17 protein-coding genes and 1 pseudogene are annotated in these 15552 nt (G+C 38.1%); 10 read left to right on the top strand and 8 right to left on the bottom strand.

The window, feature by feature from the left end; translation table 11 throughout:
* Positions 1-136 precede the first annotated feature (136 nt).
* Positions 137-811, bottom strand: coding sequence for a DUF421 domain-containing protein (locus tag ACE38V_RS18985; RefSeq protein WP_375843713.1), 675 nt, complete (start codon positions 809-811; stop codon positions 137-139).
* 543 nt (positions 812-1354) lie between these two features.
* Here ACE38V_RS18985 and ACE38V_RS18980 point away from each other — a divergent pair.
* From ACE38V_RS18980 to ACE38V_RS18945, 8 genes and pseudogenes are all read left to right on the top strand, one after another.
* Complete coding sequence (locus tag ACE38V_RS18980) at positions 1355-2554, top strand: branched-chain amino acid ABC transporter substrate-binding protein (protein WP_375843712.1); 1200 nt, start codon at positions 1355-1357, stop codon at positions 2552-2554.
* Positions 2555-2641: 87 nt separating this feature from the next.
* Positions 2642-3628 (top strand): branched-chain amino acid ABC transporter permease, encoded by a 987-nt coding sequence (locus ACE38V_RS18975; protein ID WP_375843710.1) that lies wholly within the window; start codon positions 2642-2644, stop codon positions 3626-3628.
* Positions 3629-3636: 8 nt separating this feature from the next.
* The gene (locus ACE38V_RS18970) at positions 3637-4926 is read left to right on the top strand and encodes a branched-chain amino acid ABC transporter permease (RefSeq protein ID WP_375843709.1); all 1290 of its coding nucleotides are present in this window, start codon (positions 3637-3639) and stop codon (positions 4924-4926) included.
* 16 nt (positions 4927-4942) lie between these two features.
* The gene (locus tag ACE38V_RS18965) at positions 4943-5719 is read left to right on the top strand and encodes an ABC transporter ATP-binding protein (protein ID WP_375843707.1); all 777 of its coding nucleotides are present in this window, start codon (positions 4943-4945) and stop codon (positions 5717-5719) included.
* Positions 5720-5731: 12 nt separating this feature from the next.
* Positions 5732-6439: an ABC transporter ATP-binding protein gene (locus tag ACE38V_RS18960; protein ID WP_375843705.1), complete on the top strand. Its 708-nt coding sequence runs from the start codon at positions 5732-5734 to the stop codon at positions 6437-6439.
* A gap of 625 nt (positions 6440-7064) precedes the next feature.
* Positions 7065-8679: pseudogene (locus ACE38V_RS18955) on the top strand (gamma-glutamyltransferase family protein).
* 65 nt (positions 8680-8744) lie between these two features.
* A complete protein-coding gene (locus ACE38V_RS18950) occupies positions 8745-9305 on the top strand; it encodes a chromate transporter (RefSeq protein ID WP_375843723.1) in 561 nt (186 codons plus the stop codon).
* Between the two features lie 15 nt (positions 9306-9320).
* Positions 9321-9851, top strand: coding sequence for a chromate transporter (locus ACE38V_RS18945; RefSeq protein WP_375843703.1), 531 nt, complete (start codon positions 9321-9323; stop codon positions 9849-9851).
* A gap of 165 nt (positions 9852-10016) precedes the next feature.
* Here the strand turns inward: ACE38V_RS18945 and ACE38V_RS18940 are convergent, their stop codons facing one another.
* From ACE38V_RS18940 to ACE38V_RS18925, 4 genes are read right to left on the bottom strand one after another with little or no spacing between them, the layout of a single operon-like run.
* Positions 10017-10349 carry a DUF1048 domain-containing protein gene (locus tag ACE38V_RS18940; RefSeq protein ID WP_375843702.1) on the bottom strand — a complete coding sequence of 111 codons (333 nt, stop codon included), beginning with the start codon at positions 10347-10349 and terminating at the stop codon, positions 10017-10019.
* Positions 10346-10699: a DUF1048 domain-containing protein gene (locus ACE38V_RS18935; protein WP_375843700.1), complete on the bottom strand. Its 354-nt coding sequence runs from the start codon at positions 10697-10699 to the stop codon at positions 10346-10348. The genes ACE38V_RS18940 and ACE38V_RS18935 overlap by 4 nt, the downstream gene beginning before the upstream one ends.
* 42 nt (positions 10700-10741) lie before the next feature.
* Positions 10742-11074 (bottom strand): DUF1048 domain-containing protein, encoded by a 333-nt coding sequence (locus tag ACE38V_RS18930; protein ID WP_375843699.1) that lies wholly within the window; start codon positions 11072-11074, stop codon positions 10742-10744.
* Between the two features lie 15 nt (positions 11075-11089).
* Positions 11090-11410: a PadR family transcriptional regulator gene (locus tag ACE38V_RS18925; protein WP_375843697.1), complete on the bottom strand. Its 321-nt coding sequence runs from the start codon at positions 11408-11410 to the stop codon at positions 11090-11092.
* Between the two features lie 208 nt (positions 11411-11618).
* Here ACE38V_RS18925 and ACE38V_RS18920 point away from each other — a divergent pair, with 208 nt between their 5' ends.
* Complete coding sequence (locus tag ACE38V_RS18920) at positions 11619-11765, top strand: hypothetical protein (protein WP_375843695.1); 147 nt, start codon at positions 11619-11621, stop codon at positions 11763-11765.
* A 198-nt stretch (positions 11766-11963) separates the two neighbouring features.
* On the opposite strand, the gene ACE38V_RS18915 is transcribed toward ACE38V_RS18920, so the two are convergent.
* On the bottom strand, positions 11964-12275 hold the full coding sequence (locus ACE38V_RS18915) for a hypothetical protein (protein WP_375843694.1): 312 nt from the start codon (positions 12273-12275) through the stop codon (positions 11964-11966).
* Between the two features lie 274 nt (positions 12276-12549).
* Positions 12550-13038, bottom strand: a complete 489-nt coding sequence (locus ACE38V_RS18910) for a prolyl-tRNA synthetase associated domain-containing protein (protein ID WP_375843692.1) — start codon at positions 13036-13038, stop codon at positions 12550-12552.
* 179 nt (positions 13039-13217) lie between these two features.
* Here ACE38V_RS18910 and gad point away from each other — a divergent pair, with 179 nt between their 5' ends.
* A complete protein-coding gene (gad, locus tag ACE38V_RS18905; RefSeq protein WP_375843691.1) occupies positions 13218-14630 on the top strand; it encodes a glutamate decarboxylase in 1413 nt (470 codons plus the stop codon).
* Positions 14631-15243: 613 nt separating this feature from the next.
* On the opposite strand, the gene ACE38V_RS18900 is transcribed toward gad, so the two are convergent.
* Entirely contained in the window at positions 15244-15531 is a 288-nt protein-coding gene (locus tag ACE38V_RS18900) for a hypothetical protein (RefSeq protein WP_375843689.1), read from the bottom strand.
* Positions 15532-15552 lie beyond the last annotated feature (21 nt).

Genomic DNA, 15552 nt, shown 5'->3' with positions numbered 1-15552 from the left:
ATTGAGGTATATTAGTGTTAGACATAAGACAAAGTCTCCTCTCATTAAGGTTCTGGACAAACCGAGAGTACTTTGTCTTCTTTTTTTTGTCTATGATTTTTCTTACACAAACTATTTTACGTCATCATTAAATAAGCTAGTATTGCTGAAAATAAATGGATTTTCCTGGTTGCCATTCTGCATAGCAAATTTCCTTAGGACCACTGACACCATTTGCTAGCAATTCTTTATAAAGCCATTCTTCATTTAACCCAGCTTCTTTTAAGTTTTTGTATAAAATATCCCCGTCACTAATGATGGTAAGAGGAATCACTTTTTCTTCACCTTTCGTTTTAAAATCCTGAAGCGTATGATATTCCGATTCAGGTTTTCGAAGAACACTAATACCTCCATTATTTTCAAAAATGGCATATTCCACCTCACGAAGCGAGAAGACATCTTTGGATCTGAGCAATTGCTTTAATTGGTCAATATCAAGTCGGTTTTTTTTCATTTCCTTCCAATTAATTTTTCCTTTTTCAATAATAATGGAGGCTTTGCCTTCAAATAAAAGTCGTAAGGTTCTTGACTTCTGTGTAGCAATTTCAGTAAAAAATATTAATAGGGCCCAAACGACAATCGCGAAAATAATCTTCCAGGGACCAACATGTCTATCAAAGATTGCATTTCCAACAAGGTCACCTAAGACAAGTGCGGAGATAAAATCAAAAGGAGTAATTTGATTAATTTGTGTCTTCCCAAGAAATTTTACGGCTATAAATAGGGCGAAATAACCAATGACTAGATCAACAAAGATATTTAAGTAGTTCATCATATTCCTCCTATATACTCCCTATTTTTCCGAAATCATGCAATTATATGTGTAAGTTTAAAAGTATGCCAGTAAAATTCATCTAGGCAACTTATTTTCCTTTATATTAAAAAATTAGTTCACAATTGATAATAAATATTGTCTACAATAAGTTTGGTTTTACTCGGAAGGCGGGGGAGAAAAATGACTAAAAGAGAACAAATACCAAAATGATGCTTCTACTTATTCTTGGTGAGTGATGTATTTTTTACTCGCTATGAATCAAGAGCAACAATGTTAAATAATCTTCCAAATATAGTTTCTCAAGAACAATCATTCTTATTTTTCAGGTTGAATAAAAGTACTAATACAAGGCTTTTTTAATATAATATGGTATTAGGATAAATCTATGGAAAATATGTAAGATTTTCTCACATAATTATTGACAAAATATTTAGAAGATTGGTACTATTATTAGTAGTTATACTACTTTTCTCCTATAGCAAAACAATACATAAGGAGACTTTGTGTGACTGTTTAATTTGAGAAATAGGGAGGGTTAAAATGAAGTTTAAAAAATCTTTTTCATTGCTTATGGCTAGTGGTTTAGCTTTAGGTTTATTGGCTGGTTGTGGTGAAAAATCCGAAACTAGCAGCACCGAGTCGAAGACAGATGGGTCAAAAGTAATTAAAGTTGCAACACAAAGTCCACTTTCAGGTGGAAGTGCAACGGTTGGAGAGGCAATCAAGCTTGGCGCTCAGTTAGCGTTGGATGAGCAAAAGGACAAATTTAAAGACTTAGGCTTTGAACTACAGCTTGTCCCTTATGATGATCAAGGGGATCCGAAAAAAGGGGTCGCCAATGCCCAATTAATTGCATCTGATAAAGACATCCTTGCTGTCATCGGACATTATAATTCTGGTGTTGCCATTCCTTCTTCAGAGGTATATGAGAAATATAGTATTCCAATGGTATCTCCAGCGAATACGGCAACTGAAGTAACCGATCGAGGTTTAAAAACAGTCAACCGTATCGTGGCTCGCGATGATTCTCAGGGTCCTTCTGGAGCTGATTATGCCGTTAATACAATTGGGGCAAAGAAGATTTTTATTGTTCAAGATAAGACGGCGTATGGCACTGGTCTTGCGAATGCTTTTAAAGAAGGTGCAGAGAAGGCTGGAGCAAAAGTTCTTGGATTCGAAGGAATTACAGTCGGTGAAAAAGATTTTAACGGAGTTCTTAACCAAATTCTCTCAAAAAAGCCTGACTTAGTTTATTTCGGTGGCTTATATGCTGAAGGTGGTCTTCTAATTAAGCAAGCTCGTGATAAAGGAATCAATATTCCTTTCATGGGTGGAGATGGGATGGATTCCTCCACTCTTGTTGAAATTGCAGGAGATTCTGTGAAAAATACTTATATCACATCTGTTGCAGGGGATTCTACAAAGAGTGATTCAGGGAAAAAATTTATTGAAAATTACAAAAAATCCTTTAATAAAGATCCAGAATCCTATTCCGTTTATGGCTATGACTCAATGGGTGCAGTCCTAAAAGGATTGGAGGATGCAATCAAGGCGAACGATAATAAAAAGCCTACGCGTCAACAATTGGCAGAAGCTGTTCGTAGTGTAAACGACTATCAAGGTGCTCTAACAAAAATCACTTTTGATGATAAAGGCGATAATGAATTTGCAAAAGTATTTATATATCAATTTAAAGAAGCAAAATATCCAGCTGAATTCGTAGGTGAAGTTGCTAAATAATAACCATATTTATGAAAAAGGGTATGACTCATGAAATAATCGAGGACGTACCCTTTTTCAATAAAGAATGGAGATAGGAGGTATAGGATGCTGCATGAGATTTTACATACAATCCCGCAGGTCTTGATCGATGGCCTGACATTAGGTACGGTTTATGCGGTGATTGCATTAGGTTATACAATGGTTTATGGAATATTAGAATTAATTAATTTTGCACATGGTGAGATTTTTATGACGGGTGCTTTTATCGGAACCGCGATTTTAATTGTACTAACAGGAATCGGCTGGGTAGCTGCTCTTCCTGCAATTGTCATGTTATTTGTTGTCTTATTAATTACAGCCCTATTAACAGGTTTTTTAGGAATGGGAATAGAAAGGGTAGCTTACAGGCCTTTAAGAAAGGCGCCAAAGCTCATCGCTCTTATCACGGCAATTGGACTCTCTTTTGTTCTTCAAGATATTGTAAGATTTATTGCAGAACTAAAGAACGGGAACTACATTTTAACGGGTCCAAGCCTTTTTACAAAACAAATTTCAATTAAAGCATCAGCTTTAAGCTCGGTTTTCAATGATGCTCAGATTAAATCCTCATTCATTATTGTCCTCGTAACGGCAGTTATTATGATGATTATCCTTGATATTTTTGTTAATCGAACCAAATGGGGGATGGCCATGAGAGCTGTCGCACAAGACCGGGAAACTGCCTCGCTCATGACTGTAAATGTAAATAAAGTCATCTCCATGACCTTTTTTATCGGTTCAGCTTTAGGTGGAGCAACAGGGGTATTATTTGCCGTTCAATACGGAACGATTGATCCTTATATTGGTTTTATTCTAGGGTTAAAGGCATTTATTGCGGCTGTCTTGGGGGGAATTGGAAATATTCGCGGTGCCATGTTGGGTGGATTATTACTTGGTTTGATGGAAATGTTCGCTTCAGCTAATTTATCCATTATTTCAGGTGGTGTCTTTGGTTCTGAATATAAGGATGTATTCGCCTTTATTATTCTGATTATTGTGTTAATTTTTAAACCAGAAGGCTTACTTGGTAAATCCGTTACAGAGAAAGTGTAGGTGAGAATATGAAATCATTATGGAATACATATAAAAACCATAAGGCGGCTCAGGCTATCTTCCTCCTCATTTATATTGGAGTAACGTCTTTAAGTTTATTTTTAGCGCAAAAGTCAGTAACCGCCTTTTTACTGCTGCTAGCTTCCCTGTTAATGCTTTACTTTACCAATTTTAAAAATTTAACTAAATGGTTAATCGCTTTTGTGGTGCTTGTTTTTTTGCTTCCGTTTACCGCAAGTCATGGTGATGGGTATCAGGCCTATATGGAGGTAGCAACTTTGGTAGGAATCTACATTGCTATGGCCCTCGGATTGAATATTGTTGTGGGAATGGCTGGTCTGCTAGATTTAGGCTTTGTCGCATTTTTTGCCGTTGGTGCCTATACATATGGGATATTTGCGACTCCTCAGGCTGCTAATTTTATGCCATTTGGACACTATCCATTATCCGGTGCAAGCTTTTGGGGCCTGATTATTGTCGGTTGCTTAGTTGCTGCTTTATTCGGTATTTTAATCGGCGTTCCGGTGCTAAGGGTAAAAGGAGATTACTTGGCGATTGTCACACTTGGATTTGGAGAAATTATTCGGATTGTCTTCAATAACCTTGATAAACCAATCAATATTACAAACGGAGCGATGGGGATTGCTTCTATTACTCCGCCGAAGCTATTTGGAATGGAATTTATTTATCCAAGCCAATTCTATTATATTGTGCTTGTGATATTAATCTTCACGATATTTACTGTCCTTCGTTTTGAACATTCAAAAATTGGACGATCCTGGAAGGCAATAAGGGAAAATGAAATTGCTGCCCAAGCTATGGGAATTCCATTAGTAAAGACAAAGCTTACGGCATTTGCCATTGGGGCATCCTTCTCAGGAATGATGGGTGTCGTCTTTGCTGCTAAGCAAACCTTCGTCGATCCAACAAGCTTCACTCTGCTTGAATCCTTTACGATTTTGGTCATGGTGGTTCTTGGGGGAATGGGAAGTGTACCTGGTGTTATTCTTGGTGCAGCTGTAATGACAATTTTAAACCTTCAAGTATTAACCGAATTAACAAATTGGTTAAATCAATTAACCTTATCTGGTGCAGTGCATATTCCTGAAGCCTTATCTCCATCGAAAATGCAGCGGTTTCTTTTTGGGGGGTTATTAATTCTCTTTGCTCTATACCGACCGCAAGGCTTAATTCCGGCTAAGAATAAGCAGTTTGATGAAGAAAAGTTAAAAAAAGGAAAATCAGCAACTGACCAAATCATTTCCAATACTGTGCATGAAGAAAAAGCACAGGTTTAGAAAGGGAGAAGGCTGAATGTCTATTCTTGAAGTGCAAAATTTAACAAAACAATTTGGTGGGTTAACCGCTAATCAAAATATTTCGATGACCTTTGAACAAAACTCGATTACAGCGGTAATCGGACCAAATGGTGCAGGTAAGACAACCTTTTTTAATATGATTACAGGAGTCTATCAACCAACTTCAGGTTCCATTTTGTTGGAAAATAAAAAAATCAATGGATTTAAGCCACATGATGTTTCGAAAAGAGGGATCGCCAGGACCTTTCAAAACATCCGTCTATTTGATGAAATGTCCGTCATTGAGAATGTTTTGGTGGGGATGCACACGCATTTACGGGCGGGAATACTGGGGACTTTATTTAATCGTCCAGGTGTGCGTAAAGAGGAATTTCATGCAGAGGTAGATGCTTATCAATTATTAGAATATGTGGGACTAGCTCCATTTTTAAATGAAAAAGCAATGAATTTAAGCTACGGGGCTCAGCGTAGATTAGAAATCGCGAGGGCACTTGCAGCAAAGCCAAAAGTTATTTTATTAGATGAGCCGGCAGCTGGGATGAACCCGAAGGAAACAAGTAATTTGACTCAGTTAATTAAAAAAATGCGGGAGGAATTTAATCTGACTGTGATACTAATAGAGCATGATATGAAGCTGGTAATGGAAATTTCAGAGCATATTTTTGTACTGGATCATGGCGAAAAAATTGCTGAAGGGAAACCAGAGGAGATTCGCAATAATGAGAAAGTGATTGAAGCCTATTTAGGGTCTGGTGCTGTGCATGCTGGTTAAGGGGGATAAGGGATGAGCTTGCTGCAAATCAATCGTGTTGAAACCTATTATGGTGGAATTCAAGCGCTCAAGGGAATCGATGTTCAAGTGAATAAGGGGGAAATTGTCACCCTGATTGGCAGTAATGGTGCTGGTAAATCTACGACATTAAAATCAATCAGTGGTTTAGTAAAAGTAAAGACAGGAAATATTATCTATAACGGCCAGGAAATTTCTAACAGACCTGCTCACGAGAATACCTTTCTCGGAATTGCGCATGTTCCAGAGGGCAGAAGGATATTTCCTAAATTAACGGTTAAGGAAAATCTATTAATGGGAGCCTTTTCTGTCAAAAATAAGGCGATCATTAAAGAAAGATTAGAGAGAGTATTTCGGTATTTTCCTAAATTAAAAGAGCGTCTCGAGCAAAAAGGAGGAACGATGAGTGGCGGGGAGCAGCAAATGCTTGCGATGGGAAGAGCACTCATGCTTGGCCCTGATTTATTAATGCTTGATGAACCTTCGATGGGGTTAGCCCCTATCATTGTCGAGCAGATATTTGAGATCATCAAAGAGTTAAATCAAGAAGGAATCACCATTCTATTAGTAGAACAAAATGCTTTTCAAGCACTCCATATTGCTGACCGGGGTTATGTCATCCAAAATGGAGAAATTAAGTTACAAGGAAATGGAAAAGAATTAATTTCGAATCACGAAGTTCAAGAGGCGTATTTGGCATAATATAAGCTGATAAAAATGGATGAATGGTACTTTTAAGAGAAACCATTTATTCTAATAAAAAAGGTTTTTACCAGTAGTAATGGTGAAGGCTTTTTTTTATGGATAAAAGGGATCGCAAAAGGAGGGGCTGCATTTTGTCTTAGAGGAAGGGTTAGAGAATCAATATCAGCGACATCTTTTGCATGAAAAAGCATTAGTGGCAGGAATTAAGACGATGGGGTTGAATTTGTATGGTAAGAGAGTTGCAAGTTCCCAACGGTAACCTGTGTCGAAATTCCGTCTGGTTTAAATGGAGAAGCTGTTAGAAAAATGCTTCTAACTGCGTTTGAAATTGAAGTTGCGAGTTCTTTTGGACCATTGCAAGGAAAAATATGGAGAGTTGGAACAATGGGCTTTAGCTGTCAAAAAGAAAATATAATAATGGCTTTAGCTGCACTATAAGCTGTTTTAATCTATTTTGGGGTATCCGTTCAACGTGGCGAATCGATTAAAGCAGCTTTAAAAATTAATCATGAGTAAGGCTGTTTGATTGTAAGCTATGGATGAATGACGAATGATTTAGAATAAATAAGTGTGAGAACTTCAAGTTTTCATATTTTGGATAATAAAGATGGAGGTGCGATGATTGAAACATGAGTATTTAACTTATCCATATGCCTCTAAAAGAGTGTGTACGATTGGTAGAAAAGGCATGGTAGCTACTTCTCAACCATTAGCCGCGCAAGCAGGTCTTGAGATGCTAAAAAAAGGAGGCAATGCAATTAATTGATGCCGCGATTGCGACCGCTGCTTGTCTAACCGTGGTTGAGCCAACATCTAATGGGATTGGAGGAGATGCCTTTGCCCTAGTGTGGACGAATCAATCTCTATATGGATTAAATGCTAGCGGTCCAGCTCCAAAGCAACTTTCGATTGAGGCGTTAGAAAATAGAGGAATTTTCGAAATGCCAAAAAGAGGGTTCATTCCCATTACCGTTCCTGGAGCACCCAGTGCATGGGCCGCACTCTCCCATCGTTTTGGCAAACTTTCACTTAAAGAAGTACTTAAACCTGCGATCCAATATGCAAGAGAAGGATATCCGATATCTCCAACATTAGGAAGAAATTGGGCAAGGGCTGTGAAGGAATTGCAAAATACAGTAGAAGGAGAGGAATACGAGGCTTTTTTCCAAACCTTTGCTCCAGATGGAAGGGCGCCAAATATAGGGGAAGTGTGGCGCTCAGAGGAATTTGCGCAAACACTGGAGTTAATAGCTGAAACGAATGCAGAGGCGTTTTATAAAGGAGAACTTGCGGCAAAAATTGATCAATTATCCCAGCAATATGATGGATTTATCCGAAATGTTGATCTGGAGCAATATCAACCTGAATGGGTCGATCCGATAAAAGTAAATTATAAAGGTTATGACATTTGGGAAATTCCTCCGAATGGTCAGGGACTAGTTGCCTTAATGGCATTAAAAATATTGGAAGGATTTCATTTTCACGAGAAGGAGCATTTGGATACATACCATTTTCAACTGGAAGCAATGAAGCTCGCTTTTGCAGATGGGGAAAAACACATTTCTGATCCAAGATCAATGAAAGTAAAAATCGATGCTTTGCTTTCAGAAAGCTATGTAGCGAAGAGAAGGGAATTCATTCATTCTGTGGCAAGTCTTCCTGAGTCAGGTCAACCTCAGCATAGCGGTACAGTTTATTTAGCTACCGCGGATGAGGAAGGAAATATGGTTTCCTTTATTCAGAGCAATTATATGGATTTTGGTTCAGCCATCGTGGTGCCGGATACGGGAATATTATTGCAAAATCGTGGCCATAATTTTTCCTTGAATCGAAACCATATAAATGCATTAGCTCCTGGAAAGAAAACCTATCATACCATCATTCCGGGCTTTATTTCGCAAGGAACCACTCCAATTGGACCTTTTGGTGTAATGGGTGCATTCATGCAACCACAGGGACATACACAGGTATTAATGAATATGATTGATTTTCAAATGAACCCACAGGCAGCACTCGATGCCCCAAGATGGCAGTGGATAAAGGATTATCATATCCTTCTTGAAAAAAGCGTCCCAGGACACATCATGGAGGGATTAGTTCAAAAGGGACATCAGATAGAGGTATCCGTTGACTCATCAGAATTTGGCCGTGGACAAATTATTTGGCGGGACCCTTTAACCGGTGTATTGTTTGGCGGGACAGAACCGAGAACAGATGGAGCGATAGCCGTATGGTAGAACAACCAAAGATAATAGAACAGCAAGAAGATGAGCAACACGATCAAACTTCAAATGAGCAAAATGTGAAACATCGAACGATTTTTATCGCCTTTTTTAGGTCTGGTATGCTTGGTTATGGAGGAGGACCCTCAGCGATTCCTCTTATTCATCGGGAGGTAGTTGAACGTTATCAATGGTTTGATGATAAGGAGTTTGCCGATACTTTAGCATTAGCTAATACCTTGCCTGGACCAATTGCCACCAAAATGGCCGGATATATCGGATATCGAATAAAAGGGATAGGGGGAATGCTGAATGCGATTATCGCAACGGTCATTCCAACTGTCATTTTAATGATTATTCTCTTAACTACTTTATCGAGTTTCAAGCATATGTCATGGGTGGCTGGGATGACAAAGGCAGTCGTCCCTGTTGTATGCGTGATGCTTGGTGTAATGACATGGGATTTCCTGAAAATGGCTAATAAAGAACTTGGCTGGTTGAAAAATATCATCATCGTGGTATTCAGTATCGTTGCGATCGAGGTTTTTTCGATTCATCCTGCGATTATTATTATTGTCTTAATGTCCCTAGCTTGGTTACCCAAATTACATGATAAGAACAAATTAGGAGTTAAAAAATAGGGGGAAATCAATCTCATGAAATACATACACATTTTTATGGCTTTTTTCCTTCCAAGCATTCTAGGCTATGGAGGTGGCCCTGCATCTATCCCATTAATTGAAAAAGAAGTGGTAGACCATTATGGCTGGCTGACCGTTCATCAATTTAGTGAAGTACTTGCTTTTGGAAATTCCTTGCCTGGCCCAATTGCCACCAAAATGGCTGGATATATCGGTTTTCAGCAGGGGGGGTTTATCGGATCTATCGTCGCTTTATTTGCAACGATCGCTCCATCGCTAATCTTGATGATTTTATTTTTAGGACTTATCTATAAATATAAAGATTCAGCAAATGTGAAGAAAATGACACAAAATATCCGACCAGCCATTGCAGTTCTCCTTGGAATCATAACTGTTGATTTCTTTTTGAATTCCTATCAGGGGAATGGAATGTTTATGACCATCTTTTTAATCCTAGCTAGTTTCTTGTTGCTAGAGAAATGGAAGGTTCATCCGGCCTATGTCATAACTGGGGCTCTTGTCTTTGGTGCAATATTCTTACATTGATCATTAGGGGGATTCAAATGGAGAAAAATGTGCCCAGCCTATTTTGATTCTTTCTTTCATTTCCTACACTTCTCAAACTCGAACGATACTTTCGAGTTTGGGAAGTTAACACAGTACTTAGGCAAAAGTTCGATAGAATTTTGCCGTCTAAGTACTACGTTCCTTCTATTTTTTCATAGCCTTATCGACTTTTTGATTGATCGATTCTTGATAGAGATCAGCGTAAGTTTTTGAATCTTCAATTAGCGCATCGCAGAAAGCAGCAACGTCTGTTCCTGTGACTTCAAGCACGCCTTTCCCAGCAGCTGCGCCTTCTTCAAAGAAGCTGAGAATTTCCGATAGCAGTCCGATACCTTCATTTAGCTCAACAGGACCGACTTTGAAGAGATATTTTTGAATCTCTTTATAGACAATTTGGTAATCTTGTGGAAGCGCTTTGACACGTGCAACATGGGCTCTCCATTCTTTTTTGCCTTCGATGATTTCTTTAATACTCATTTCAGTCCTCCTAATTTTCTTTCTACGTTCTTGTTGAGTTGGTCACGCCATTTATCTCGATAAGTTTTTGCGCCTTCGTCACCAACAAGCGCTGCGCAGAAGCCTTTGATATCATCTCCTAGTACTTCTTCGACGCTCTGGCCGTCTGCTGATGTAACTTCAAGCAGTTCAAGAGCACTGTCAAGAATCGGCATCAGATTACGACCAGTGAAATCTCCGTGAATCCAGAGATTACTTATAATTTCTTTCCAAGCAGTTTGATATTCAGCTGGTAAGACTTTTGCTCGTGCTTCAAAACCTTTCATTTCTTTAGTCATATCGCTGCCGGTTATTTTTTCTAAAAAGTTCATTGTAGTCTCCTTTAAGATACTAAGCTGTTCAGCAAAGTTCTATTATTTAATCGCATCGTTAAGTTTTTGACGTTGCTTATCAATCCACGATTTTGCATCAATGGCAAGATCATCACAGAAGGCTGCTACGTCGTTGCCAGTAACTTCTTTAACGCGCTTGCCATCGGCAGCGGCTTCTTCAAGAAGATCGATGATGTGATTAAAGACGAATTTCGTTTCTTGCCAATCCATCACGCCGCCAGTGTTCCAGAGATATTTTTGCATTGCTTTATAGGCGTTGTAGTAGTCTTCAGGTAAGGCTTTTGCGCGGTTTTCCATTTCACGCCAGGCTTTTTTTTCGCTAAAATCTCCAAAGATTTTTTCTAAAATACTCATGTTTGTTTTCCTCCTTTATCTTCCTTTTAATTCGTTTAGTTTGCTTGAGACAAAGTTCCATTTGGCCCAGAAATTTGCCAGTTCTTGCTGGCCAGCTTCATTGAGCCGATAAAATTTGCGCGGTGGTCCTATTGTGGATGACTTTTTCTCAATATCCACGAGTTTATTTTTTTCGAGCCGCATCGTGATGGTGTAAACTGTTCCCTCCACAATGTCGCTAAAGCCAAGTGCTCGCAGCTTCTGTGTGATTTCATAGCCGTAGGTTTCGCCACGGCTGATAATTTCTAGCACGCAACCCTCAAGCACACCTTTAAGCATTTCTGTAATGTTATTCATATTTTTTACTTCTTTCTTTTTAGTACTTTGTGATGACAATAATCTGTATTACAAAATAGTGAGATGAAATTTTTGAATCAGCTATTTGGTGTAACAGATATTCAGTAATACTGATTACATCTATATAATAATACAGAGTACTACCTTTGTCAATTTTTTTGATGCGAATCCCTAAATAAAATTGTCCATGAAAAAGGAGTGGATCAATGTGAAAAGTGAAATAATATTTTCCATTCTTCAAAAAGAGTGGAAACAAAATCTAGAAACAACAAGTATTGATATAGCTAAAAAGGATAAACTTCCCCTGTTAATAATCGAAGCGCTAAAAAAAAGAATGGAAAAAGCTAATCAATAAAAAGATACTTGCCTCGTCAATAACAGTGGAAGACTGAACCCTTTTAAGTTTTTATTTTCCGAATAGGAAGAATTCTCTTGAACAGTTTACAATCTCATCGTTAACTAAACTGCTCCGTCAGCACAATAAGAAAAAGCTGCTGTAACGATAGCTCGATCTTTAACTCTTGCACTCAGTAGTTCAAAAAGTATTTGCACTCTACGGAGCAAATTCAATTTGGCCAGTAAACAATAAAAAAATTATGATTATCCAGAATATAAAGAAAGACGAGGAGAGGATTAAAGATATAATAGGAATTACATTTTTCTCCGTTTTCTTCTCTATCCCTTTTATAGACAGTACGATACCTATACCTGTAAGCGAAAATGTTATATAATCCCCAACTGAACTCCCGATATTTGCTATTCTTGTCGGTGTTACAAAAACAACAAAAAAGCAAATTATTCCAATAGTGAGTGAAATATAACTAATTAAACCGTACTTCTTTGGTGTATCCGTTTTGATTTCCAAATAAACACAACCTTTCAAATGGAGTCGTCTACCTTCCTCCTAAAACTTAATTTTCTGTCAATTTAACATTAACATAATTCTCCAATAAATTGAGTAAAAAAGAAAAGGCATATTAAATTAAACTGCCGTTTTGTTTAAGTACTTTTATTCACAAACTTGATTGACTTTGCTTAAATAAATCAATTTATTTATTAAAGGAATGCTGCCCCTTAGTGATATAACAAAAGGAGCTGTGTTCCAGCTCCTAAATATACAAATAGTTTCAAACATATTATTAAAGTTCCACAATAGAGTATTCATAACCTATTGTTGTTATGAATTTATACATATCCTCTGTAGAAATAAAAATAGTCTTAGTGTTGTCATTAGCATGAAAACTCATAAATTTTTCAGAGAGCATCTCTTTATCTAAGTAGACTTTTATGTCGTGCTCATCATTATTTAGCAATCCAAAAATGGAAACAACACCAGGAGGTAATGCCATTTTTTTTATCAATCTTTCCGGTGAACAAAAGCTTATACGTTTTTCATTAAGAATTTCCGCGATATGCTCCATATCAAGTCGCTTTGCATCATCCATAATGACTAAATAGTATGAAGTCTTTTTTTTATTACAAAGAAAAAGTGTTTTAGTACGTACACCTTCTTTACCAACAATATAGCTGTCTGCTTCTTCTGTTGTCAAAGCAGGAGGATGTTCAACAACTTCATACGGAATATTCATTTTATTTAAGACATCATATACATTCTGATATTGTTCCATAAAGAAAAGGCCTCCAATTTTCTTGTATATTATTTTCTGAACATTAGTATTTTTTAATTATATTTTACTATAAAAATACAATGAAGAAACAGGACGTATTACTTCGTGATGAATATTTTAAGGTATTTATTGACAAAACAATATAAGAAGCCTAATTCCCGTAAAGGAGTGGATAGCATATGCCACATTTGCACCCGCGCCGTTCGCAAATCGAGCAAAGGATGTTGCCTGACGAATTTTCTATAAATCCTCTATTCGCCCGCAAAGGAGAAGAGACTGTTCCGCGTTTTCGTATGCGTGATCATGGCGTGTTACCTGAAACAGCGTATCAAATTGTCCACGATGAAATCGCACTAGATGGGAATGCCCGTCTCAATCTTGCAACTTTCGTTACTACCTGGATGGAGCCATCCGCAGAACGTTTATATGCCGAATCAGTCGACAAAAACATGATTGATAAGGATGAATACCCGCAGACGGCAGCGATAGAGGAACGCTGTGTTCGAATTTTAGCCGATCTTTGGCATTCGCCCGACCCTCATAATACGATGGGTGTTTCGACAACGGGATCGTCGGAAGCATGTATGCTCGGGGGTCTTGCGTTAAAGCGACGCTGGCAAAACGCGCGCAAAAAACAAGAGAAGCCAATTGACCAGCCAAATATCGTATTTAGTTCCGCAGTTCAGGTCGTTTGGGATAAATTCGCGAACTATTGGGATGTAGAACCGCGTTATGTAAACATTACCCCAGATCATCCTTATTTGGATCCCGAGAGAGTACTCGCTGCCGTAGACGAAAATACAATCGCTGTGGTGCCGATTCTTGGGGAGACCTATACAGGTCTTTACGAACCGGTCGCCGCAATTGCGAAAGCCTTGGACGAGCTTCAGGCAAGAACGGGTCTTGATATTCCGATACATGTAGACGCTGCTTCAGGAGGATTTATAGCACCGTTCCTTCAACCAGACTTAGTCTGGGATTTTCGATTGGCTAGGGTGAAATCCATCAATGTTTCCGGACATAAATATGGGTTAGTGTACCCAGGTATTGGATGGATAATTTGGCGTGAGGCTGAAGATCTCCCTGAGGAACTCATCTTTCGAGTGTCCTATTTAGGTGGGAACATGCCGACTTTTGCCCTGAATTTCTCACGACCTGGCTCACAAGTACTCCTGCAATACTACAACTTTTTGCGTTTAGGTAAAGAAGGATACTATGAGGTGCAAAAGGCATCTCAAGCAGTGGCGCATTTCCTAAGCAAAGCGATTCTTAACATGGGACCTTTTGAACTATTTACAGACGGCTCGGATATTCCGGTATTTGCATGGCGATTGAAAGAAGGATACACATCAAACTGGAATCTTTATGACTTGTCTCGACAATTGCGCACATTTGGCTGGCAAGTGCCTGCTTATCCTTTACCTCCAGACATGGAAGAAGTAACGATTATGCGTATTGTGGTTCGAAATGGATTTTCCATGGACTTGGCTCAATTGTTCTTGATGAACCTCAAACAAGCCGTCTCATATCTGGATTCCATGGATGGACCAATACCACATGACACAAAGCACGACAATGGTTTTCACCATTGATCTCGTAACGTTCAAGAGGGCAGCGGTATTATCCAAGGAATTTCAAATCTAGCTGGCACTGGGCAAAGAAATTCATCCGCATCAATGGGTGAATAGTGATAGAGAGGAATCTCCATAAGAGATGGCTCTTATATAATCCACGATGACTATAAATGGTCCTTTCTTAAATATGCTACTCAAGAAAATGGCACGTTTGTTGAAGAAGAACAACTTCAAATTATGTAAAAATATTAGTGTTTATACAGCTTGTTTTTGAAAAATGGTTCAAAGATATTAATAAACGTACTGGCAGAACATACATTAGTTAAATGCCAGAAACATTTATTCAAGTATTCCGTTAAAAAAGCCAATTTTCCTTACTCAAGGAATCGACTTTTTATTTTTCTAATTATAAATTAATGTTGCTTTAAAAAATGTTTGATCAAATTGATACTAATAACCTTGATAAACGATCATAGAAAAAAGCGTGTTTTGTAAAAGATTGATCAAAACACGCTTAAATTCGCTACAAAAATAGGTAATCCTTCTTCAAGTAACCTACTCGTTCGTTGAACGAACTTTACGAAAAGAGCTTTATAAAAAGAACAGAAAGAAAAGCCCCAACTTGTGAGACTTATGATTTCTGTTCTTTTTCGTCATTCAGGGTAATCTTTTTACATCCGATATAGAGACAGGATAAAATATCTACTCCCTCATTTGCTTTTGCTAGCCCCTTTAAATAAGGGGTGACCAAATCTTTGAAGTCCGCGCTAACGCCTTCTTCCTCTAAAATCCCATAAACGTATAGTTTTTTTTCTGCGAATAAAAAGGCTACATTGCCAACCGCTTTTTGATCAGAGTCCACCACGTTTAATACTTGATATTCTGGAGTAATGATCTCTGGTGAAAAATAGATTTGCACGATTATCTACTCCTTTTTTCC

Origin of the sequence: Cytobacillus sp. Hz8 (genome assembly GCF_042263505.1) — a bacterium.
Taxonomy (GTDB): domain Bacteria; phylum Bacillota; class Bacilli; order Bacillales; family Cytobacillaceae; genus Bacillus_BE.
Note: the sequence above shows the minus strand (reverse complement) of the source record. Positions and strands in the feature narration are given on the sequence as shown.